Origin of the sequence: Leisingera thetidis, from assembly GCF_025857195.1 — a bacterium.
Classification (GTDB): Bacteria; Pseudomonadota; Alphaproteobacteria; order Rhodobacterales; family Rhodobacteraceae; genus Leisingera; species Leisingera thetidis.
In genome coordinates this window covers 493,871-514,478 of record NZ_CP109787.1, presented here as the reverse complement: position 1 = coordinate 514,478, position 20,608 = coordinate 493,871, and the positions used below count along the sequence as shown (strand labels likewise).

General features: G+C 66.3%; 20 protein-coding genes and 1 riboswitch. Of the genes, 2 read left to right on the top strand and 18 right to left on the bottom strand.

The annotated features are described in order from the left end of the window. Window positions 1–3: 3 nt before the first annotated feature. The 16 genes from OKQ63_RS02520 to miaB all read right to left on the bottom strand — a co-directional run bounded on the left by OKQ63_RS02520 (window position 4) and on the right by miaB (window position 16,993). A complete protein-coding gene (locus OKQ63_RS02520) occupies window positions 4–1,170 on the bottom strand; it encodes a M24 family metallopeptidase (protein WP_264212404.1) in 1,167 nt (388 codons plus the stop codon). Beyond that, complete coding sequence (locus tag OKQ63_RS02515) at window positions 1,163–2,353, bottom strand: diaminopropionate ammonia-lyase (RefSeq protein ID WP_264212403.1); 1,191 nt, start codon at window positions 2,351–2,353, stop codon at window positions 1,163–1,165. Before OKQ63_RS02515 ends, OKQ63_RS02520 begins: the two co-directional genes overlap by 8 nt. A gap of 2 nt (window positions 2,354–2,355) precedes the next feature. Next, window positions 2,356–3,501: an amidohydrolase gene (locus OKQ63_RS02510; protein WP_264212402.1), complete on the bottom strand. Its 1,146-nt coding sequence runs from the start codon at window positions 3,499–3,501 to the stop codon at window positions 2,356–2,358. A gap of 166 nt (window positions 3,502–3,667) precedes the next feature. Next, window positions 3,668–4,192, bottom strand: a complete 525-nt coding sequence (locus OKQ63_RS02505) for a polysaccharide deacetylase family protein (RefSeq protein ID WP_264212401.1) — start codon at window positions 4,190–4,192, stop codon at window positions 3,668–3,670. 311 nt (window positions 4,193–4,503) lie between these two features. Continuing rightward, entirely contained in the window at window positions 4,504–5,133 is a 630-nt protein-coding gene (locus tag OKQ63_RS02500; protein ID WP_264212400.1) for a (d)CMP kinase, read from the bottom strand. Between the two features lie 498 nt (window positions 5,134–5,631). Next, window positions 5,632–6,984 carry a 3-phosphoshikimate 1-carboxyvinyltransferase gene (aroA, locus tag OKQ63_RS02495; protein WP_264212399.1) on the bottom strand — a complete coding sequence of 451 codons (1,353 nt, stop codon included), beginning with the start codon at window positions 6,982–6,984 and terminating at the stop codon, window positions 5,632–5,634. A 272-nt stretch (window positions 6,985–7,256) separates the two neighbouring features. Then, window positions 7,257–8,033: a tRNA (guanine(46)-N(7))-methyltransferase TrmB gene (trmB, locus tag OKQ63_RS02490; RefSeq protein ID WP_264212398.1), complete on the bottom strand. Its 777-nt coding sequence runs from the start codon at window positions 8,031–8,033 to the stop codon at window positions 7,257–7,259. Between the two features lie 69 nt (window positions 8,034–8,102). After that, window positions 8,103–8,768 carry a COG3904 family protein gene (locus OKQ63_RS02485; RefSeq protein WP_264212397.1) on the bottom strand — a complete coding sequence of 222 codons (666 nt, stop codon included), beginning with the start codon at window positions 8,766–8,768 and terminating at the stop codon, window positions 8,103–8,105. Between the two features lie 263 nt (window positions 8,769–9,031). After that, window positions 9,032–10,213: a methionine adenosyltransferase gene (gene metK / locus OKQ63_RS02480; protein ID WP_264212396.1), complete on the bottom strand. Its 1,182-nt coding sequence runs from the start codon at window positions 10,211–10,213 to the stop codon at window positions 9,032–9,034. Window positions 10,214–10,220: 7 nt separating this feature from the next. Beyond that, a riboswitch (SAM-SAH riboswitch) is annotated at window positions 10,221–10,270 on the bottom strand. Between the two features lie 61 nt (window positions 10,271–10,331). Next, window positions 10,332–11,831 carry an apolipoprotein N-acyltransferase gene (lnt, locus tag OKQ63_RS02475; protein ID WP_264212395.1) on the bottom strand — a complete coding sequence of 500 codons (1,500 nt, stop codon included), beginning with the start codon at window positions 11,829–11,831 and terminating at the stop codon, window positions 10,332–10,334. After that, on the bottom strand, window positions 11,828–12,727 hold the full coding sequence (locus tag OKQ63_RS02470) for a hemolysin family protein (RefSeq protein ID WP_264212394.1): 900 nt from the start codon (window positions 12,725–12,727) through the stop codon (window positions 11,828–11,830). The genes lnt and OKQ63_RS02470 overlap by 4 nt, the downstream gene beginning before the upstream one ends. Window positions 12,728–12,749: 22 nt before the next feature. Continuing rightward, complete coding sequence (gene ybeY / locus OKQ63_RS02465) at window positions 12,750–13,262, bottom strand: rRNA maturation RNase YbeY (protein ID WP_264213862.1); 513 nt, start codon at window positions 13,260–13,262, stop codon at window positions 12,750–12,752. An 80-nt stretch (window positions 13,263–13,342) separates the two neighbouring features. Further along, window positions 13,343–14,353, bottom strand: coding sequence for a PhoH family protein (locus OKQ63_RS02460; RefSeq protein ID WP_264212393.1), 1,011 nt, complete (start codon window positions 14,351–14,353; stop codon window positions 13,343–13,345). Between the two features lie 141 nt (window positions 14,354–14,494). Then, window positions 14,495–14,800, bottom strand: coding sequence for a hypothetical protein (locus OKQ63_RS02455; RefSeq protein WP_434086031.1), 306 nt, complete (start codon window positions 14,798–14,800; stop codon window positions 14,495–14,497). 13 nt (window positions 14,801–14,813) lie between these two features. Beyond that, window positions 14,814–15,398, bottom strand: coding sequence for an OmpA family protein (locus tag OKQ63_RS02450; protein WP_264212391.1), 585 nt, complete (start codon window positions 15,396–15,398; stop codon window positions 14,814–14,816). Between the two features lie 272 nt (window positions 15,399–15,670). After that, the gene (gene miaB, locus OKQ63_RS02445) at window positions 15,671–16,993 is read right to left on the bottom strand and encodes a tRNA (N6-isopentenyl adenosine(37)-C2)-methylthiotransferase MiaB (protein ID WP_264212390.1); all 1,323 of its coding nucleotides are present in this window, start codon (window positions 16,991–16,993) and stop codon (window positions 15,671–15,673) included. A gap of 127 nt (window positions 16,994–17,120) precedes the next feature. Here miaB and OKQ63_RS02440 point away from each other — a divergent pair, with 127 nt between their 5' ends. Both OKQ63_RS02440 and hutC read left to right on the top strand, forming a co-directional pair. Then, window positions 17,121–17,990 carry a glycosyltransferase family 2 protein gene (locus OKQ63_RS02440; protein ID WP_264212389.1) on the top strand — a complete coding sequence of 290 codons (870 nt, stop codon included), beginning with the start codon at window positions 17,121–17,123 and terminating at the stop codon, window positions 17,988–17,990. Between the two features lie 144 nt (window positions 17,991–18,134). After that, window positions 18,135–18,839, top strand: coding sequence for a histidine utilization transcriptional repressor HutC (hutC, locus tag OKQ63_RS02435; protein WP_264212388.1), 705 nt, complete (start codon window positions 18,135–18,137; stop codon window positions 18,837–18,839). A gap of 39 nt (window positions 18,840–18,878) precedes the next feature. Here hutC and OKQ63_RS02430 read toward each other — a convergent pair whose 3' ends face one another. Continuing rightward, on the bottom strand, window positions 18,879–19,580 hold the full coding sequence (locus OKQ63_RS02430; protein ID WP_264212387.1) for a hypothetical protein: 702 nt from the start codon (window positions 19,578–19,580) through the stop codon (window positions 18,879–18,881). A 15-nt stretch (window positions 19,581–19,595) separates the two neighbouring features. Beyond that, window positions 19,596–20,600, bottom strand: coding sequence for an LLM class flavin-dependent oxidoreductase (locus OKQ63_RS02425; protein WP_264212386.1), 1,005 nt, complete (start codon window positions 20,598–20,600; stop codon window positions 19,596–19,598). Window positions 20,601–20,608: the final 8 nt, after the last annotated feature.

Below are 20,608 nucleotides of genomic sequence, written 5' to 3'. Positions count from 1 at the left end.
CCTTCAGATCACCGGCAGTTCAGGCGCGGCGCGGGTTGTCAGCAGCTCAGCGCCATCCGCCCGCACCACGATGTTTTCCTCATGCACCATGATACGGCCATCGCCGTAGCCGAGCGAGGGTTCCAGGGTCAGCACCATGTTCTCTTCGATCACGGTGCCGTCAAAAGCCGCGTGCGAGGGCCATTCGGTCAGCTGCATCCCCAGCCCGTGGCCCAGGCGGCCGACATCGCCGCCCTGACCGTCCATCTCCGCGATCACCGCCTGCATCGCCTGGAACAGCTCGCGGCAGGTCGCCCCCGGGCGCGCGGCGGCCATCCCGGCCTCCGTCGCCCGCCACAGCACGTCATAGGCCCGGCGCGACAGGTCATCGGCGCGGCCAATGGCAAAGTTGCGGTCGAAGTCGCAGAAATACCCGTCCCAGGTCGCGCCGGTGTCCAGCATGACAATATCCCCGGCCTGCAGTGGCCGGCTGGTGGGCGGCGAGATCACGTCGCTGTAGCCGCCCTGATCGGCGCCGCCGACCAGATAAGGCACGTCATCCGCCCCCTGCGCCAGCGCCTCACGCCGGAAGCTGCGGAACAGATCGTCAAACGGCTGGCCCTCATGGGCGATCTGCGGGACCTGCGCAAAACTGCGCGAGCCGATGGCGCAGATATGGCTCAGCTTTTCAATCTCCGCGGCCGATTTCACCATCCGCAGGCTGCGCACCAAAGGCGTCGAATCCGCCACCTTCAGCCCCGGCAGGCCCGCCATCAGCCGCTCGTAATCGCCCAGCGGCATGCGCAGAGCGGTCTCATGGCCCTTCATGATGCCGATTGATCCGCCCCGCGACGCGATCGGAGACAGCAGCCCGGTCAGCAGGCTGAGACCGTCGTCCTCGGGCGCCGGCGCGCTCCAGGTGCGGATGTCCTCGACCCAGGTGCGGCGCATCAGGTCGGCGCCGATCTCCGGGATGACGGCAATCGGCTTTCCTGCGGGCGGCACAAACAGGAACCAGGGCCGGGTCGGGCTTTGCCAGAACAGCGTGTGGAAGCCGCTGAAATAGCGCACCTCCGGCTCGGTCAGCAGCAGGAGCCCATCAAGCCCCTGCGCGGCCATCAGCGCCTGCGCCTTTTGGGTCCGGGCAGCGAACTCGGCTTCGGAAAACCCGCGCTGCGGCGCCTCAGCCATGGTCTTTCCCTGCCATGATCGCAGCAAAGATCGCCGGATCGGTGACCCCTTCCGAACCGATCAGCAGCACCCGCGAGCCCTCATCCAGCCCCAAGGTCTTCTTCATCTCCGCAGATTGGCAGGCGGCGATCAGGGCGGCCAGCCCCGCCACGGCGCTTTCGCCGGCCTCAACCGCCGGATCACCGGTTTCCGCATTGGCCAGCAGCCGCACCGCGGGCGCCACGATGCTGTCGGGAATGGTCAGGAAATCGGCGGCTTCCTCGGCCAGGATCTCCCAGGCCATCCCCGATGGCTCGCCGCAGGAAAGACCGGCCATGATGGTCTCTTCCCGGATGGCGAAATTGGTGGCCTTGCCATTGCGCGCACTGTCGAACAGGCAGGCCGCCAATTCGGGTTCAACAATCACAACCCGCGGTGCCTTTGCCCCGTAATACTGCCGCAGACCCGCCGCGACCGACGCCGCCAGCCCGCCGACACCGCCCTGCAGGAACACATGGGTCGGCGCCTGTTCCAGCGCTTCGCAGACCTCGCGGGTCATCACGCCATAACCCGCCATCACATCGCGCGGCGGTTCGGTGTAGCCTTCCCAGGAGGTGTCGGAAACCACGAACCAGCCGTTTTCCTCCGCCTCCTTCTTGGCCAGCAGCACCGAGTCGTCATAGTCGCCCGCGATCCGGATCACCTCGGCGCCCAGATCGCGCATCGCCTCCGCACGGCCTTCGCTGACCTCGGCGTGGATGTAGATCCGGCAGGGCGCGCCAAAACGCTGGCAGCCCCAGGCCAGCGAGCGGCCATGGTTGCCATCGGTGGCAGACACCAGGGTGATCCCCGCGCAGGCCGCCTTGTGGGCGCCCTTGCGGATGTCCTCCAGGCTGACCTCCTGCCCCAGCTGGCGGCTCAGCTCCCGCTGCAGCACCCGCAGCGCCGCATAAGACCCGCCCAGCGCCTTGAAGCTGCCCAGCCCGAACCGCGGCCCCTCGTGCTTGTAGTCGATCCGCCCGGCACCGATCCGCTCGGCCAGCCCCGCCAGAGACACCAGAGGCGTTTCGGCATAGCCGTCCCAAGCGGTGATTTCCGCGCAAGCGTTGGAGAAATCCAGTTCGGACAGAACCCGGCGGGCCGCCTCGCCGGTTTTCGGGTTTCCCGCCGTGTGGCGCAGGGCAACAGCAAATTGTTCAAACATGGTCAGTCCTTTCCCGCTGGCAGCCGGTCACGCACCAGCTGCACCCAGAACTCCGCGCCGATGGGCAGCAGAGCGTCGTTGAAATCATAATCAGTCGCATGCAGCGGCTGGCCGTGCGGCCCCTCCGCGCCATTGCCCAGCAGCAGGAAGCAGCCGGGCACCGCGTTGGCGAAATGGGCAAAATCCTCCGAAAAACTCATCGGCGGGCGGTTGCGGATCACCGCGCAGCCCGCCGCCTCCCCGGCACGGCAGGCGGCCTCGGCCGGTCCTGGCGCGTTGATGGTCTCGACAAATTCGGTGTTGAAGCTCACCTCCACCTCCACCGCGTGGGCGGCGGCGACACCGGGTGCGATCTGGCGCATGAAGCGCTCGACCGCTTCCCGGTCGGCAGGCACCCGGGCGCGCACGTCGCCCTTCAGCACCGCGTGCCCCGGCAGCACGTTGCGCTGGCCGTCGGTCAGGAACTCGGTCACCGACACCACAGCCCCCGCCCCCGGCGCCAGCTTGCGCGCGACGATGGTCTGCAATGCCAGCACCATCTCCGCCCCGACCGTGATCGCATCCACCCCGGCCTGCGGCATCGAGGCATGGCCGCCCTGCCCCTTGATCGAGATTTCAAACAGGCTTTCGCTGCTGCAGATCTGGCCGGGACGGGTCGAGACCTGCCCCGCCGGCGCACCCGGCAGATTGTGGATGGCATAGACCTCCTCGATCGGGAACTGCTCCAGCACCCCTTCGGCAATCATCGCCTGCGCGCCCAGCCCGTGCTCCTCGTTGGGCTGAAACAGGAACACCACGGTGCCGTCGAACCCTTGCTCCTGCGCCAGCCGCTCGGCGGCCCCCAGCAGCATCGTCATATGGCCGTCGTGGCCGCAGGCGTGCATAACGCCCGGCGTTTCAGAGACATACGCATGGCTGGAAGCCTCAACGATCGGCAGCGCATCCATGTCGGCCCGCAGCCCGATGGCCCGGTTGCCCCGGCCCGCACGCAGCAGCCCGACCACGCCCGCACCCTCATGCACCTCCAGCCCCAGGCCGCGCAGATGCGCCGCCACCTTGGCCCTGGTGCGGTCTTCCCGGAAGCCAAGCTCCGGGTGCCGGTGGAACTCCCGGCGCAGCGCGGTCAGGCGGTCTTCAAAGCTGGTCATTTGCGCTCTCCAAGCCGTTTGCAGCGACCTTAGGCTGCAGCTTGCGATTTGGCGCGTATTAATCCGGCGCAGGCATGACGAAATTCGTTGCCGCACATGGAAATCTTGCGGAAATTCGTACCCGTGGAATCAGGTTCCCTGCAGGCCCCGGATCACCGGTCTGCGGCTAGATTTCCTCCCCCTTTTCCAGCAGTTCCTCAATCAGCTGCCGCTGGATCCCCGGGCTGTCGCCGCCGCCGAACTGCAACGCCCCGCCGGTGTAAAGCGTGCCATAGGTGCGGGCGATATTCACCGTCTGCCCCAGGCCCGAGATCAGCTGGTCCTTCTGCAGCTGCGACAGCGGGTGGATGAACACCGCCCACAGCTGCCCGCGCGCCACCGCATAGCGGGCATCCAGCGCGCTGTCGAAATTGGCCTGCATCATCCGCATCAGATCTTCCGCCGTCAGCGCCTCGGCCGGGCGCAGCGGCACCATCGCCCGCATCCGGTCCGCTGCCGGGTCCGTGACCACCAGCACCGGCACTCCGGAAACCGACAGCTGAAAGCCGCGCCCCACCGGCTGCGCGTTTTCGTCCAGGGCAAAGAGGATGCGCCCCAGGCGTTCATAGGTCATCGGCGGCTCCGGCGGGTCCTGCGCCAAGGCAGGTGCTGCCAGTACGCACGCAATCGCAATTGTCCGCAGCCAGGCCATGACGGCTCCTCCCTTTTGACACGCGCTTTCAGGCTACTGTGCCGCCGCCCGCGGCTCCATGCACAGATCGGTGAGCTGCCGCGGGAGGCACATGCAAATGCGCGGAACGATCCGCAAAATCCTCGGGACGATCAGGAATCAAACGTCCGGCATCCCGGGCCGGGCTTCCAGCCGCCGGGCCGCACGGCGCGCCCTGGACACACTGAAACCGCCCGCATCCCTGATGGGGACCAGCAGAGAACACTTCTGACAACCGCCCTGATCCCGCTGCCTGCCCTGCGGCCGCAGCGGCCGGACCGGCTGCGGGTCCTTCAGCTCTGCGGCACCGCCTGCCTGCGCGCCTCGATCACCGTCAGGGCCGCCGCCAGCGCCTCGTCGATGCTGAGCTCGCTGGTATCGATCAGCACCGCATCCGCGGCCGGTTTCAAAGGCGCCTCGGCCCGGTTCATGTCGCGCTCATCCCGCGCCTTCACATCGGCCAGCACATCCTCGAGCGAGACCACCTTGCCCGCCGAAGTCAGCTCCAGGAACCGGCGCCGGGCGCGCACCTCGGCGCTGGCGGTGACAAACAGCTTCACCTGCGCATAGGGGCAGATCACGGTGCCAATATCGCGCCCGTCCAGCACCGCCCCGCCCGCCCGGCGGGCAAAGGCCCGCTGGAAGTCCACCAGGGCCGCGCGCACCTCGGCAATCACCGCCACCTTGGAAGCCGCCTGCGCCACCTCCGGCCCGCGCAGGTCGTCCCGCGCCAGATCTTCCGGGGTCAGGTTCCGGGCAGCCTCGGCGGCGGCAGTGCCCTCCATCATCTTCGCCCCCACAGCCCGGTACAACAGCCCGGTATCCAGATGGCCGAAGCCGTAATGGGCGGCAACCGCCTTGGAGATCGTGCCCTTGCCTGCGGCAGCCGGGCCATCCACGGCTATGGTAAAGCTCTCGCTCATGTGCGCTCCGGTCTCATATTTCTTCCGGGGATGTCTACAGCACCCGGCTGCGTTCGGAAAGCCGGTTGCAGCCGGCGCAGGCCGCCCTGGCCAAGGCTCCGCAAGCGGTGCTGACCGGCCGTGCCGGATCCAGTTCCGCCCACCCAGCCGCGGCGGCACCGGCCCGGCGCCTGAAGGCTGCGCAGCCAGCGCTGCTGATCCTCCGTGGCGGCGCCGATCCCAGCTATCACTGGCAGGAGGTGCTGCGGGAGGGTCCGGACATTGATTTCATCGTGCGCAGCGAGAGGGGCAGAAACCGCACCGGCCTTGATCGCGGCACTGGAAGACGGCGGCGGCCCGGCCCGATTTCGCGGGACTGCGCTGCGCGGGCGGGACGGCCAGCCTATCGCCACCGCGCCCTGGTGACGCTGGCAAGGGAAATCGACTGGCTGGTGCAGCAGCAGCCAGTTGCCGGAAGAGGCCATGGCCCGCCCGGCGCGCCATGGCAAATTGGGGGCGTTACCCGGCGGTGCGCTCCAGCTTGGCGCCCAGGCTGCCCATCAGGCTCTCGAAGATCGGGAAGGAAGTGGCGATCGGGCTGCCGTCATCGACTGAAACAGCGTTCTGCGCGCCCATGCCCATCACCATGAAGGACATGGCGATGCGGTGGTCCAGAAAGCTCTCGCAGGTGCCGCCGCCCGGCACGCCATCGATGCCGAGGCCAGCGACCTCCCACCAGTCCTCGCCTTCCTCGACCGTGACGCCGTTGGCGCGCAGCCCCTTGGCCATTGCGTCGATCCGGTCGCTTTCCTTCACGCGCAGCTCCTTGACGCCCGCCATCAGGGTCTTGCCTTCCGCAAAGGAGGCAACCACCGACAGCACCGGGTATTCGTCGATCATCGAGGCGGCGCGCTCCGGCGGCACTTCGATGCCCTTCATGTCCGGGGAATATCTGGCGCGCAGATCGGCAACCGGCTCGCCGCCCTCCTCGCGCATGTTCTCAAACGTCAGATCCGCGCCCATGTCCTGCAGGGTGTAATACAGCCCCGCCCGGGTCGGATTCAGGCCGATGTTCGGCACCAGCACGTCGGATCCGGGGGTGATCAGCGCAGCGCAGACCGGGAAGGCGGCCGAGGACGGATCGCGCGGCACCGCGATCACCTGCGGCTTCAGCTCCGGGCGGCCGGTCAGGGTGATGACCCGGCCCTCTTCGGTGTCCTCGGTGGTGATCTCGGCGCCGAAACCGGCCAGCATCCGCTCGGTATGGTCGCGCGTGGCCTCTTGCTCGATCACCACGGTCTTGCCGGGCGCGTTGAGGCCCGCGAACAGCACCGCGGATTTCACCTGCGCCGACGGCACCGGCACCTCATAGCGCACCGGAACCGGGTCCGCCGCGCCGACAATGGTCATCGGCAGGCGGCCGCCGGAGCGGCCCACGGATTGGGTGCCGAACAGCGCCAGCGGATCGGTGACGCGCGCCATCGGGCGCTTGTTCAGCGAGGCATCGCCGGTAAAGGTCGCAGTGATCGGAGAGGTCGCCATCACCCCCATGATCAGCCGCACCCCGGTGCCGGAATTGCCGCAGTCGATCACATTGTCCGGCTCGGCAAAGCCGCCGACACCGACGCCGAAGACTGACCAGCTGCCGCCGCCGTGGTTCACCACTTCGGCGCCAAAGGCCTGCATCGCCTTGGCGGTGTCCAGCACGTCCTCGCCTTCCAGAAGGCCGGAGATTTTCGTCTCTCCGACCGACAGCGCGCCCAGGATCAGCGACCGGTGCGAAATCGACTTGTCGCCGGGCACCTCGGCCACGCCGGTCAGCGGGCCAGAGCGGTGCGAGGTCATCGGGATGGGCGTGCCGTGTCCGGACATGAGGCTTCCTCTCTGCTTGCTCGAAGAAGGCTGTTAGCGCATGACGGCGCGCGCGTCCACGCTGAAGCGCCGGGATTTCCGCCAAAGCGCGCGATCATCCAGTCAAAGCTGCGCCGCCCGGTCCGGTGCAGGAGGTTTTGCGCCCCGCTGCGCGGGTCGCCGGGGGGCAGGCCGCGCCTTCGGCGCGGCCTGCCCGGCCCAAGGGGACGGGGTGCTTTTCCAAAGCACGCCGGACGCGCGGGAGCGCCCTGCCCCGGATCCGGCCTCAGTGGTCAGCCCAGGCGGCGGAACGTCAGGTAATCCGGGGTGCGGCCTTCACGCAGGGCTTTCTGCTCATAACGGGTGGAAATCCAGTCCGCCCAGGGCTGGCGCCAATCGCCGGGGCCTTCGGCCAGCCATTCGAATCCGGCCTTCGGCACCTCTTCGAGGGTCTGGCGCACATAGTCGGGAATATCCGTCGCCACCCGGAAGATCGCGCCCGGCTTCAGGCAGCGGGCCAGCGGCTCCAGATGCTCTTGCGTCACGAAGCGGCGGCGGTGATGGCGCGTTTTCGGCCAGGGATCCGGGTACAGCAGGAAGGCGCGCGCGATCGAGGCCGCGGGCAGCACATCCATCAGGTCGCGGGCATCGCCGGGATGGATCGCGATATTGTCCGCCGCCGCCGTGCGGATCTTGCCCAGCAGCATCGCCACCCCGTTGATAAAGGGTTCGGCGCCGATGATCCCGGCCTCCGGGTTGCTGACCGCCTGATGCACCAGATGCTCGCCGCCGCCGAAGCCGACCTCGAGCCAGACATCCCGGCCGCCGAACAGCGCTTGCAGATCCAGCGGCGCGCGGTCCGGGTTTTCCTCCCAGCCGACGGCGCCGGGGCTGAGCTTAGCCAGATCCTCGTCCAGATAGCGTTTCTGGCTGTCCTTCAGCGTCTTGCCCTTGAAGCGGCCATAGAAATTGCGCCAGGGCGCGCCGCTGGCGTGTTTCTCGGCCGCATTGGTGGCGGCGGGCTGGGCATCCGCGGATCGGCCGCCGCGGGGGTTCTGGTCGCCGGACATGCGTCAGGCCTCCTCATTTCGGGCAATTTTCTAGGCTGGCCGCTCCTCTGCCGCAAGCGCGCCGCCGGGTCAACCCGGGGCAGGCCGCCGCCCCGGCCGCACCTCGCGCAGAACTCCGGCCGCGATCAGCCGCAGCCGGCTGGGATACCACTCCCCGCCCGGATCGGTGCGCAAGGTCTCGATGGCGAAGCCGGGATCAACGCCGCGGGCCACCATGTAGCTCAGATGATCGTAGATTTCCCGCTGGGTGTCCTCGTAGATCCACGAGCCGAACTCAAACGGCGTCGCCCAGCGCCGCTCCTTGCGCTCGCTGCGGTAATATTTGTGCACTGCCGCTGCCGGCCAGTTGCGCTGATGGAAACCGATGCGGGAGCCAAGCGTCATCCGCCGCCGGCTGCCCGCCAGAAAGACATCCACGCAGGCGCTGATGCATTCGCCGTCAATCAGGGTGTCGAGCCCGTGCTCCAGCACCAGCCCGGCAATTTCCTCGCCGGCATAGACACTGCCGCCAATGCTGTTGAGCTGCAGTTCGGATATCTCCGGGTTCTTCGCCAGGATGTCCTGCAGCCGCTTGATGTCCTCATCGGTGATCTCGGCGGGCCCGCCCTCGGCATCCGTTTCGGTGTCATAGACAAGCCGTTGGCCCTGCAGGCTGAATTTCTGCGGCAGCCCGTCTTTGGCGGCCGCCGCCAGCGGCAGCGCCAGGCAGAGAAAAGCAGTCGTCACTCGCAGCATGGCACTCCCGGCAGCTGATTGGATCCACCGGCTCACTATGGCGCAGCACGGCGCCCGGCTCCAGTCCCAACGGGTCAGCCCTTCTGCCCCAAAATTTCGCGCGCGACACAGCCGCTCAGCCCTGCTGAGCGCCGCGCCGCAGCGCGGCGCCGGGCCCAACGGGAGAGGCGCAGTCCGCGAATGCGCCGATCCGGGCGGGAGCGCCCCCGGAAACGGAAAAGAGCGGACCCTGCGGCCCGCTCCCCTGTTGTTGCCCGTTGGCTTCAGACCGCTTTCTTCAGCGCCTCGGCCAGATCGGTGCGCTCCCAGCTGAAACCGCCGTCTGCCTCCGGCTCGCGGCCGAAATGGCCATAGGCCGCGGTGCGCTGGTAGATCGGCCTGTTCAGCCCCAGATGCGAGCGGATGCCGCGCGGGGTCAGGTCCATCACCTTGTCGATCGCCTTTTCAATGGCCGCCGGCGCCACTTCGCCGGTGCCGTGGGTGTCGGCATAGATCGACAGCGGCTTGGAAACGCCGATCGCATAGGACAGCTGGATGGTGCATTTCTCTGCCATGCCCGCGGCCACCACGTTCTTGGCCAGGTAGCGCGCGGCATAGGCGGCCGAGCGGTCCACCTTGGTCGGGTCCTTGCCCGAGAACGCGCCGCCGCCATGCGGGGCCGCGCCGCCATAGGTGTCGACGATGATCTTGCGGCCGGTCAGGCCGGCGTCGCCGTCCGGGCCGCCGATCACGAACTTGCCGGTCGGGTTCACGTGCCAGACGGTGGCATCGGTCAGCCAGCCCTCGGGCAGGGTTTCGCGGATATACGGCTCGACAATGGCGCGGATGTCATTCGAGGTCAGCGATTCATCAAGATGCTGGGTCGACAGCACCAGCGAGCTGATGCCCACCGGCTTGCCGCCCTCATAGACCACCGACAGCTGCGATTTGGCATCCGGTCCCAGCGCAGGCTCGGTGCCGTTCTTGCGCACTTCCGCCAGGCGGCGCAGGATCGCGTGGGAAAACTGGATCGGCGCCGGCATCAGCGCCTTGGTTTCATTGGTGGCGAAACCGAACATGATGCCCTGGTCGCCGGCGCCCTCGTCCTTGTCGCCGGAGGCATCCACACCCTGGGCAATATGGGCGGACTGCTCGTGCAGCAGGTTGGTCACCTCCACGGTTTCGTGGTGGAACTTGTCCTGCTCGTAGCCGATGTCCCTGATGCAGGCACGGGTGATCTCGTCGATCTTGCCCATGTAGTCCTTGAGCTTGTCCTGATCGGAAAGGCCGACTTCGCCCCCGATGACGACACGGTTCGTGGTGGCGAACGTTTCGGCTGCCACGCGCGCTTCGGGCTCTTCCGCCAGGAACGCGTCCAGGACGGCATCGGAAATGCGGTCGCAGACCTTGTCCGGATGGCCTTCGGACACCGATTCCGAAGTGAAAGTGTAGTTCATGCGGGTCATGAAAATGTGCTCCATTGGGGTTAAGCCCGCCACGCCAGGAAGCCGTTGTGGCAGGTATCACGCCGCAGTACGCGGCAAGGCCGCGCGGGTCAATCTATATTCGGAAAGAGTTAAGCAGCTATGACTGCGGCGCAAGAGCGCGGCGGCGGAAGAATGCGGCAAATACACCGAAAAGACACAGCAGAAACACCGGCCAGTCGCCGGTGCGGCTGTACAGCGTCGGCGGCAGCGGCGCAGGCAGGCCCGCATCGATGTACCCCGCCTGCCCCAGCGGCAGGCTGTCCAGCATGCCCCCGTCCGGCGCGATCATGGCGGACACCCCGGTATTGGCGGCGCGGATCATCGGCAGCCCCTGCTCCAGCGCCCGCATCCGGGCCTGCACCAGGTGCTGGTAAGGGCCGGAGCGGGTGCCGAACCAGGCGTCGTTGGTGATCTGCACCAGCATTTCCGGCCGGCGGTCTGCAGCGTTCACATCCTGAGGAAAAACAGCCTCATAGCAGATCAGCGGCAGGGCGCTGCCGATCGGCAGGCCCATCACCTGGGCGCCGGGTCCGGCGGCATAGCCGGCGCCGGCCTGGGAGGCGAACCCGGAGACGCCAAAGCGGGCCAGGACATCGCCGAACGGCACATACTCCCCGAACGGCACCAGATGCGCCTTGTCATAGGTGGCAGCGGCCATGCCATCACCGTCCAGCAGCACCGCGGAATTGTAGTAGGCGCCCGCCTCCTCGCGCTGGATGCCCAGCAGGACCGGCACGCCGCCGGCGCTGTCCGAGATGACCCGCAGCGTGTCATCTGCATAGTTCAGCAGCTGCGGCACCGCGGTTTCCGGCCAGACGATCAGGTCCGGGCGCGGCGCCTCAGCGGAAAACGCAACGGAGCGGCGGACAAATTCCCAGCGGTGCTCCGGGTGCCATTTCAGATCCTGCGGCGCGTTGGGCTGAACGATTCGCACCGTCTTGCCCGTTTGCGCGGCCTGCTGCGGGGCGGGAATGGCAAGGACCGCCGCAGCGGCCAGGGCGAGCGGCGCGGCGGCGGCAAGCGGGCGCTGCCGCAGCAGCGCCAGCGGCAGAAAGGCGGCAAGCGTCAGCAGCGCCAGACCCTGCGGCCCGGCCCAGGGCAGCAGGTTTGCCGCGGGCGTATCGATCCAGAACTGGCCGAAGGCGGCCCAGGGGAAGCCGGTCAGCAGATAGGCACGGGCGAATTCCGCCAGGGACCATGCGGCCACCAGCACCGGAATCCGCCAGGCGCCGCGGCTGATCCGGGCGCTGAGGCCAAAGGCCGCCGCCCAGAACAGGGCCAGGCCCGCGGCCAGGAACAGCAGCGCAAACGGCGCCATCCAGGCGTGGCGCTCCGGGTCAATTTGAAAAGGTTCGATGATCCACGACAGGCCGAAAGCGAAATACCCCAGCCCGAACAGCCAGCCCGCCAGCGCGGCAGAGCGGGCAGAGGCGGCCTGCACAGCCACCCAGCCCGCGGCCGCCAGCGCCGCCGGCAGCCCGAGGAGGAGATGCCAGGGGGCAAGCGCCAGCGACAAAAGCGCGCCGCTGCCAAAGGCCAGCGCCGCCGGCGCCAGCCTGAGCTGGCGGGCGCTCCGGCGCAGCCCCAGTGAGATCATGCGGCGGCGTCCGGCAGCCGCACCCGCAGCCGCTTGATCCGGCGCGGATCGGCGTCGATGACTTCGAATTCGGCGCCTTCGGGGTGCTCGATCACCTCGCCGCGGGCGGGCACCCGGCCCGACAGCATGAACACCAGGCCGCCCAGCGTGTCGATCTCTTCCTCGTCCACCGCGTCATGGCTGGTGAGCGACTGGCCGATCTCCGACTCGAACTCAGGCAACGGCGTGCGGGCCAGGGCAATGTAGCTGCCCGGCTTTTCCTCGTACCAGGTCTGGTTCTCGTCGGCGTCGTGCTCATCCTCGATTTCACCGACAACCTGTTCGATCAGATCCTCGATGGTCACCAGCCCGTCGACGCCGCCGTATTCGTCGATCACCAGCGCCATGTGGCGGCGTTCGGCCTGCATCTTGGTCAGCAGCACGCCGATCGGCATTGACGGCGGCACAAACAGCAGCGGGCGCAGCATCCGGGAGAGGTCGAAGTCGGTGGTGCCGCCGTTGAAGCCATGGGTGAGCGAGAAATCCTTGAGGTGGATAAAGCCGAGCGGCGTATCCAGCGTGCCCTCGTAAACGGGAATCCGGGTAAAACCGCTTTCGCGGAAGATGCTGACCAGGTCGTCCTTGGCGACGGTCACCGGAACGGCAGCCACTTCGGCAGAGGGGATGGCGACATCTTCGACCCGCATCCGGCGCAGGTTGATCATGCCGTGCGGCCCGGCCCCCGGCGCAGGCTGTTCGCTGCCGGGCTCTTCTCCGGCGGGCACCTCGGGGCTGAATGCGCCGAACAGCCGCGCCCAGAACCCGGTTTTCTCCGCGGCCGGCGCTTCTGCTGCCGTGCCATTGATGTTCTGCAGCGCGCCCTGCGCCGCGTTAGAACTGCCTTCTATGTCGCCCATCTATCCATTCCAAAAACCCCGGTCACGGGGCGTCCTCACTCATATATGGGTTCGCGACACCCATTTTGCCAAGTAGTTCGGCCTCAAGTCTTTCCATCAATGCGGCATCGCGGTCACGGATGTGATCATAGCCGAAAAGATGCAAGATTCCGTGAACAATCAGATGACGGGTGTGATCCGCCAGCGGTTTGCCCGCTTCTGCCGCCTCGCGGGCGCAGGTGTCATAGGAAATCGCGATGTCGCCCAGCGGAATTTCGCCGGTGAAATCGGCCTCGGGCGGCAGCGGATCGCCGCCGTCCTCCGCCGCGGCCAGTTCTGCGGCGGGCCAGCTGAGCACATTGGTCGGCCCGGCCTTTTCGCGGAAGTCGGCATTGAGCTGCGCAATCCGCGCATCACCGCAGGCCAGCAGCGAGATTTCGCAGTCCTCCGGGTCCAGCGCAAACCGGGCCAGCACCGCGGCGGCGGCCTGTTCGGCCAGCGGCGCAAGGCCGGCCTCCTGCCAGCGGCTGTCTTCGATGGTGATGTCGAGCGTCATGGAACGGTTGCACATGCGGGGGCCGCCCCCCGCACCCCCGGAGTGTTTTCAGAAAGATGAAGCCTGAAGCGGCGGGCGCTTCAGGCCGGCTGGGCGTCCGCGTCATAGGCCTCGATGATCGCCGCCACAAGGGGGTGGCGCACCACATCGCGGGCGGTGAAGTAGTTGAAGCTGATCTTGGGGATCGATTTCAGCAACCGCTCGGCGTCGGCCAGGCCCGAATGCACCCCGCGCGGCAGGTCGATCTGGGTGCGGTCGCCGGTGATCACCATGCGCGAGCCCTCGCCGAGGCGGGTCAGGAACATCTTCATCTGCATGGTGGTGGCGTTCTGCGCCTCGTCCAGCACCACGAAGGCATTGGACAGCGTGCGGCCGCGCATGAAGGCCAGCGGCGCGATCTCGATGCGCTTGTCCTCGATCAGCTTGGCCAGCTGCTTGCCCGGCAGGAAATCGTTCAGCGCGTCATACAAGGGCTGCATGTAGGGGTCGACCTTGTCCTTCATGTCGCCGGGCAGATAGCCGAGCTTTTCGCCCGCCTCGACCGCGGGGCGCGACAGGATGATCTTGTCGACATGGCCGGTGATGAACATGGAGACGCCCACCGCCACCGCCAGATAGGTCTTGCCGGTGCCCGCCGGGCCGATGCCGAAGGCCAGTTCGTTCTCGAACAGCGAGTGGACATAGGCCTTCTGCGCCTCGGTGCGCGGTTCGACCAGCTTCTTGCGGGTCTTGATCTCGACCCGGCCGCCGCGGAACATCTGCAGCTGGCCGTCGGGTTCGGCCTCGTCCGTTTCCGGCCCCATCCGCAGTTCGCGGTCGATATCGCCGCTTTCGACGCTGCGGCCGGTCTCCAGCCGGTCGTAGAGGGCGGCCAGCACCCCGGCCGCCTGTTCGCGTGCCGAATCCTCGCCCATCACCGACAGCTGGTTGCCGCGGCGGACGATCTGCACGCCCAGTTTCTGTTCGATGTCAGCCAGGTTGCGGTCGTATTCGCCGCACAGGTCGATCAGCAAGCGGTTGTCGGGAAATTCCAGAAGCACTTCGTGGGTTGCGGTCTGGTCTTGCGGGTCATTCAGGGCACTGATGGCCAAGCTGATCTCCTCAATCTGGCGTTGCCCCTTCAGTTTGCCGCCGCGGCTCCGTTTGCGCAAGCAGACGCTGCGCAAAATCACTTTATTGAAACAAAACAGCCGCCCCGGAGGGCGGCTGGTGCGAGCGGGCCGATGCCCGGCTCAGATCGGGTCCGAGAAAGTCGAGCCTTTCTTGAACGGGCCGGTCGCGACGTTGCGCGGCAGGTCGCTGTTGCAGACCGGCATTCCATCCGGTGTGCGGCGCAGGTCAGCGTAGCCTTCCAGGCCATCGTCGATGATCCAATGCTCGCAGCCCTGCGGATCGACCCAGATCCCGGCCTCAAGGTTGGACAAATGCTGGGATTTGCCATCCGCGATATGCCCGTCCGATGTCTTGTTGACTGCCGGAGTGCAGGCAGAGATCCCTGCAGCAGCGGCAAGGAGAACGGCTGTACTTACTGTTTTCATCATCCCTCTTCCTTCAGCGCAGGCAATAGATTTCGACACGGCGGTTCTGCGCCATGTTGGCAGCGCTGGTGTTGGGCACCCGCGGATCGCGCTCGCCGTAGGCGCGCACATCGCTGATCCGTGCGCCAACCGAGCGGGCCACCTGCGCCACCGCATTGGCGCGGCGTTCGGACAGGCCGATATTGTATTCATCAGAGGCCCGGCTGTCGGTGTGGCCGGCGATCACAAAGGAACGGGCGCCATTGGTCTTCGCCTGCTGGAAGAATTCGCCCAGGCGCTGGCGGCCCGCGGCATTGATGAAATGCTTGTCGGTGGCAAAGAACTGGTCCGCCGGCATCACGCCGCAGATATTGCCGCGGCGGCAGACCGGCTTGCCGTCAGGGGTGATGTGCGGGGTCATGTAGCCTTCGGCCCCGTCGTCCATCACCCAATGCTCGCAGCCGTCCGGGTCCACCCAGATGGTGGGCACGTAGCGTTCGCCCTTGATGATCCGCTGCTGGGATTGCGCGCTGGCAGGCGCGGCGGCGATGCTGAGCACGGCCGTGGCAGCGGCGGCCAGTGCAATCGCCTTGTTCAAATCGAATATCAACACAACCAAATTTCCTTCACCTAAGTTCCCCCCGGGTGTTTTCCGCATAGGTACCCACCGCTCAGGCCATAAGAGTAAAAATACCTGAAATTGATGCGGAATACCTGCAAAATTGTTTGTAAATTCATTCAGATTGGCCGTGCCCGCCAAACACTCCGGGCGTTTGAGGGGCAATTGTCGCCGAAACCCGGGCAATCAGGACGCGCCCGCCGGTTCCGCCCAGCCGTCCGGAGACCGCCCCGGCCACCGGCGGCCTGCAGATTCGCCCTGTGCCGGCGGTCTTAGCCGATCACTTCGCCAGCCAGGGAATTTGCGCCGGAGGCGACGATGCGCACCCGCGCCAGTTCGCCTGCTTCGCAGCTGCAATCGGCAACATGCACAGCGTGCAGATAGTCGGATTTGCCGACCATCTGGCCCGGCAGACGGCCGGTTTTTTCAAACAGGACACCCACCTCGCGGCCGACCATGCTGTCCTGCACCTCGCGCTGCTGGCGGGTCAGCAGGGCCTGCAGCCGCTGCAGCCGGTCGTCGGCGGCGGCGGGATCGACCTGCGGGCGCTCCGCCGCCGGAGTACCGGGGCGGGTCGAGTATTTGAAGGAATAGGCGGTGCCGTATTTGACCTCTTCCACCAGATCCATGGTGGCCTGGAAATCCTCTTCGGTCTCTTCCGGGAAGCCGACGATGAAATCGCCCGAGATCAGGATGTCGGGACGCGCCGCGCGGATGCGCTCGATCAGGCGGATGTAGCTTTCGGCGGTATGCGCGCGGTTCATCCGTTTCAGGATCCTGTCGGAGCCCGCCTGCACCGGCAGATGCAGATAGGGCATCAGCTTCGCGCAGCTGCCATGCGCCTCGATCAGGTCATCCTGCATGTCGTTGGGGTGCGACGTGGTAAAGCGGATGCGCTCCAGCCCGTCGATCTTGTCCAGCTCCCAGATCAGCTGCGCCAGGGTCAGCTCGCCGTTGGCGCCCGCGCCGTGGTAGGCGTTGACGTTCTGGCCCAGCAGGGTGATTTCGCGCACGCCGCGCTCCACCAGGTCCTGCGCCTCGCGCAGGATGCGGTCCGCCGGGCGCGAGACCTCGGCGCCGCGGGTATAGGGCACCACGCAGAAGGCGCAGAACTTGTCGCAGCCCTCCTGCACCGTCAGGAAGGCGGTCGGGCCGCGCTTGGCCTTGGGACGGTTCTTCAGTTTCTCGAACTTGTCCTCCTCGGGGAAATCGGTGTCCAGCACCTTCTCCCCTGCCCGCGTTTTGGCTTCCATTTCCGGCAGGCGGTGATAGCTCTGCGGGCCGACCACCAGATCGACCAGCGGCTGGCGGCGCATGATTTCCTCGCCCTCGGCCTGGGCGACGCAGCCCGCCACGCCGATCTTGAGATCCGGCTTCTCCGCCTTCAGCCCCTTGAAGCGGCCCAGCTCGGAATAGACTTTCTCAGCGGCCTTTTCCCGGATGTGGCAGGTGTTGAGCAGGATCATGTCGGCGTCGTCCGCCGATTTTGTCTCGACATACCCTTCACCGCCCAGCGCCTCGGCCATGCGTTCGCTGTCATAGACATTCATCTGACAGCCATAGGTCTTGATAAATAGCTTCTTGGGCGCGCTCATGAGTCTCAGCCTTCCAGCCTGATCCGGGGTCAGCGGCCTGCCTTACAGCCAAATGCCGCCGCTTGCAATGAGGCCGGAATTACCCGATTTTGACCGCAAAGGCCAGCAAGGCAAAGGGCAGACGGGCATGATGTACACTTCGCTGCAGGATTTCCTGAAAGAGGGCAAGCCGCTGCTGGCCAAGGGGCCGGTGGCGCTGGTCTTTGCCGAGGACGAGGTGGAGATCGCCACCACCCTGCGCCACCACCTGCAATGCGGCTTCAAGGCGGTGGCGGCCCTGATGCCGGATGCCTTCGACCTGCCGCAGGACATCCGCGCCAAGGTGCACCGGGTGCCGTTCGACTGCGGCCCCGAGGGGGCTGTGACGGCGGCGGTCAATGCGGTGATCGCGGCGGCGCAGCCGGGCTGCTGGCTGTATTACTGCTACAATGCGGAATATCTGTTCTATCCGTTCTGCGAGACCCGCAGCGTCGGCGAGATGCTGGCCTTTCACACCGAAGAGCGGCGCGATGCGATGCTCAGCTATGTGATCGACCTTTATGCCGGCGATCTGGAAGCCTGCCCCGGCGCGGTGTCGCTGGAGGCGGCCTGTCTCGACAAGTCCGGCTATTACGCCCAGTCACGCACCGATCCGGAAACCGGCCATCCGCGCGAGCGGCAGCTGGACTTCTTCGGCGGGGTGCGCTGGCGGTTCGAAGAGCACATTCCCGACAAGAGCCGCAAGATCGACCGGATCTCGCTGTTCAGGGCCAAGCCGGGGCTGGAATTGCAGCCGGACCACACCTTCAACGATCAGGAATACAACACCTACGCCTGCCCCTGGCATCACAACCTGACCGCTGCCGTCTGCTCCTTCCGCACCGCCAAGGCGCTGAAGCGCAACCCCGGCTCCACCTTTGATATCGACACCTTCCGCTGGCACAATTCGGCGCCGTTCGAATGGCACTCGCGCCAGCTCTTGGACCTCGGCCTGATGGAGCCCGGACAGTGGTTCTGAGCAGGTGATCGCCTGCCCGCCGCGCCGCAGAATCCGACGGCCCCGCCCGCATTTCTGAACCGCCGGCCCGGATGCCGCTTTCCCGCCCGGAGATTATGTGTATTCTTATAGTCAATAAATTTTCTTATGACACTGAGAGGCAAGATGGCAGAACCGCGCCGGAACATGAGCTACCGGGATATCAAGCAGGTTGTGCTGGACCGGATTCAAACCCGGATCTGGGCGCCGGACAGTCAGCTGCCAAGCGAAACCGAGCTGGCCGAGGAGTTTTCCAGTACCCGCACCACTGTGAACCGGGCGCTGCGGGAGCTGGCCGAAGAGGGCTTTCTGGAGCGCAAGCGAAAGGCGGGCACCCGGGTGCTGAATGCGCCGGTCCGCAAGGCCCAGTTCTCCATCCCGCTGGTCAGGGATGAAATTGCCGGTTCCGGCGCAGGGTACAGGTATGCCCTGGTCGAACGGACGGTCATAACTGCCCCGGCCTGGCTGTCCGCCAGGCTTGATCTGCCGCAGGATCCGGAGGTGCTGTATATCAGGTGCATGCACTACGCGGATAATTCGCCCTTTCAGTACGAAGTCCGCTGGGTGATCCCCAGCAGCATACCAGAGGTTCTGGATGCGGATTTCTCTCAGTCGGGGCCCAATGACTGGCTGGTGCAGAAAGTGCCGTTCACAAACCTGGAACTGAGCTTCATGGCAACCAAGGCCGATCAGGCCGTCGCCGAGTTTCTGGAGGCACCGGCGGGCGACCCGGTGTTCACCGCCGAGCGGATCACGTGGCTGCGCGGCAGCCCAGTGACACTGGCGAGGCTGTTTTTCGCACCGGGCTACAAAATGACCACGCATCTTTGACTCCGGCTGGCGTCAGCCGGCCGCAGCCCGCCGCCGCGGTCAGGTTGGCGCCGCCACCGGATAGACGGACCCCTTCAGAACTTTCGAATTGATCCGCATTTTCCCGGCGGCCCCCGGTGTCTGCGGAAAACGGTGCGAGAACATCGCAACCGGTGCCGTCACCCGGTAATCCAGACCTGCACCATCGGTGAAACCCACATTCGCCACCAGTTTGGCAACGTCGATGTCGATGGAGGCAGCCGCACCGGAACCTGTTGCAAAAACGGCGTCGATCACCCCCATGTCGCCCTTGACGCCAAACTGCGCCGCATGGCCCTCGAAGGTCACGGTCAGCTTGGCCGCATCGATGTCGACCGCCTTGAAGGCGCCGGTCAGTTCCAGGACCGCCATCGGCTGGTCCACCGCAACGGCGACCGGCTGCGGGATCACCAGCTCGACTGTCAGATCGCAGCGCACCCCGAGCGAAAGCCCCTTGCGGCGCACATCCACGGTCAGCACCCCATCCTGCTGGGACAGCTCCGCCGTCATCGCGCACAGCAGCCCATTGGCGCCTTCATCCCGGATCGTGACACCGGGGCTGCGGCCGGGATCGGTGACAATCACTGTTTTGCTGCCCTTGCCGGTGATGTGCACCGCAGTCAGCTCGGAGAATCCGGAAGTGTCGAAATCCTGGGCGAGAGAGGGCATGGCAAAGGTTCCCAATGGCAGGGCTGCGGCAAGAATTTTCACGAGTTTCAGCATGTTTGTTCCGTGCTCCTAGATAACAAGCGGTTCAGGGGCGGATGTGCCGGCCAGGCTGATGACATGCGCGGTGCAGCGCAGGTCATCCTCGGTGGCGGGAACGTCGAGGATCAGACCGGTCACCCCCTGCGCGGCGTAGCCGCGCAGGGCGGCGGCAACCTGATCGAAGGAGCCGACCAGATACGGGCAGAAGGTCTTGTAGGTCTTGAAGGGGCGCAGCCAGTAGATACCGCGCGCCGCGCAGCCGCCGGCCGCCATTTCCGACAATTGCCGGTGCCAGGCCGAGTCGCTGGTAGCCATTGCCATCCGGTGCATCATGCTGCCGCGCGGGTCCTCGGGAAAACGGGCCTCGGCCAGCGCCCAGGCCTCTGCTGCCGTGTCGCGGGCCAGAATGCCGATCCGCACCACTGCGGCGGGGTGTTCCGCCGGATCTTCCGGACGCTCCCCGGGCGGCGCCGGGTAGCTGACCGGCGTTGCCGCCAGCGCGCCGGCGGCCGCGCGCCCGGCGGGAGAGGAGGACGACAGGAACACTTCGGGCAGCAGGGTCTGCGCCAGTTCGGGCAGCAGCCTGAGTCCGTCCACCTCGAAGTGCTTGCTTTTCAACGAGACGGTTTCGCCGCGCAGCAAGGATTGGAAAATCTGGCAGTATTCCTCCAGCCGGGCGTAGCGGTCATCATGGGCGGTGCGGTCCCCCAATGCCTGCAGGTCCCGCGGGAAACCGCCGGCCACCATGTTCAGGGCAACTTTGCGCCCGGTCAGCATTGCAAGGGTCGCGATGCGCTTGGCCACGGCATAAGGCGGCATATAGACCGGCTGGACCGCAATCATGGGGATGAAATTGCCGGTCTCGGCCAGCATCATCTGGGCAATGGCCCAGGGATCGGCAAGCCCGTTGTCGGTATAGATCAGCGCGCCTTCAGCGCCTGCCGCTTCGCTCCATTGCGCAATCTGCCGGACACGCGCGGCATAGGTCCCGGGGCTGTAGGCCGAGGACGCAGGGCATGTGGTGTAAAAGCGCATAGGCTGAA

What these genes read in the sequence shown, in the direction of transcription:
- OKQ63_RS02520 (WP_264212404.1), bottom strand. Translation starts at nt 1,170, where the DNA reads ATGGCTGAGGCGCCGCAGCGCGGGTTTTCCGAAGCCGAGTTCGCTGCC.
- OKQ63_RS02515 (WP_264212403.1), bottom strand. Translation starts at nt 2,353, where the DNA reads ATGTTTGAACAATTTGCTGTTGCCCTGCGCCACACGGCGGGAAACCCG.
- OKQ63_RS02510 (WP_264212402.1), bottom strand. Translation starts at nt 3,501, where the DNA reads ATGACCAGCTTTGAAGACCGCCTGACCGCGCTGCGCCGGGAGTTCCAC.
- OKQ63_RS02505 (WP_264212401.1), bottom strand. Translation starts at nt 4,192, where the DNA reads ATGGCCTGGCTGCGGACAATTGCGATTGCGTGCGTACTGGCAGCACCT.
- OKQ63_RS02500 (WP_264212400.1), bottom strand. Translation starts at nt 5,133, where the DNA reads ATGAGCGAGAGCTTTACCATAGCCGTGGATGGCCCGGCTGCCGCAGGC.
- aroA (WP_264212399.1), bottom strand. Translation starts at nt 6,984, where the DNA reads ATGTCCGGACACGGCACGCCCATCCCGATGACCTCGCACCGCTCTGGC.
- trmB (WP_264212398.1), bottom strand. Translation starts at nt 8,033, where the DNA reads ATGTCCGGCGACCAGAACCCCCGCGGCGGCCGATCCGCGGATGCCCAG.
- OKQ63_RS02485 (WP_264212397.1), bottom strand. Translation starts at nt 8,768, where the DNA reads ATGCTGCGAGTGACGACTGCTTTTCTCTGCCTGGCGCTGCCGCTGGCG.
- metK (WP_264212396.1), bottom strand. Translation starts at nt 10,213, where the DNA reads ATGACCCGCATGAACTACACTTTCACTTCGGAATCGGTGTCCGAAGGC.
- lnt (WP_264212395.1), bottom strand. Translation starts at nt 11,831, where the DNA reads ATGATCTCACTGGGGCTGCGCCGGAGCGCCCGCCAGCTCAGGCTGGCG.
- OKQ63_RS02470 (WP_264212394.1), bottom strand. Translation starts at nt 12,727, where the DNA reads ATGGGCGACATAGAAGGCAGTTCTAACGCGGCGCAGGGCGCGCTGCAG.
- ybeY (WP_264213862.1), bottom strand. Translation starts at nt 13,262, where the DNA reads ATGACGCTCGACATCACCATCGAAGACAGCCGCTGGCAGGAGGCCGGC.
- OKQ63_RS02455 (WP_434086031.1), bottom strand. Translation starts at nt 14,800, where the DNA reads ATGAAAACAGTAAGTACAGCCGTTCTCCTTGCCGCTGCTGCAGGGATC.
- miaB (WP_264212390.1), bottom strand. Translation starts at nt 16,993, where the DNA reads ATGAGCGCGCCCAAGAAGCTATTTATCAAGACCTATGGCTGTCAGATG.
- OKQ63_RS02440 (WP_264212389.1), top strand. Translation starts at nt 17,121, where the DNA reads ATGATGTACACTTCGCTGCAGGATTTCCTGAAAGAGGGCAAGCCGCTG.
- hutC (WP_264212388.1), top strand. Translation starts at nt 18,135, where the DNA reads ATGGCAGAACCGCGCCGGAACATGAGCTACCGGGATATCAAGCAGGTT.
- OKQ63_RS02430 (WP_264212387.1), bottom strand. Translation starts at nt 19,580, where the DNA reads ATGCTGAAACTCGTGAAAATTCTTGCCGCAGCCCTGCCATTGGGAACC.
- OKQ63_RS02425 (WP_264212386.1), bottom strand. Translation starts at nt 20,600, where the DNA reads ATGCGCTTTTACACCACATGCCCTGCGTCCTCGGCCTACAGCCCCGGG.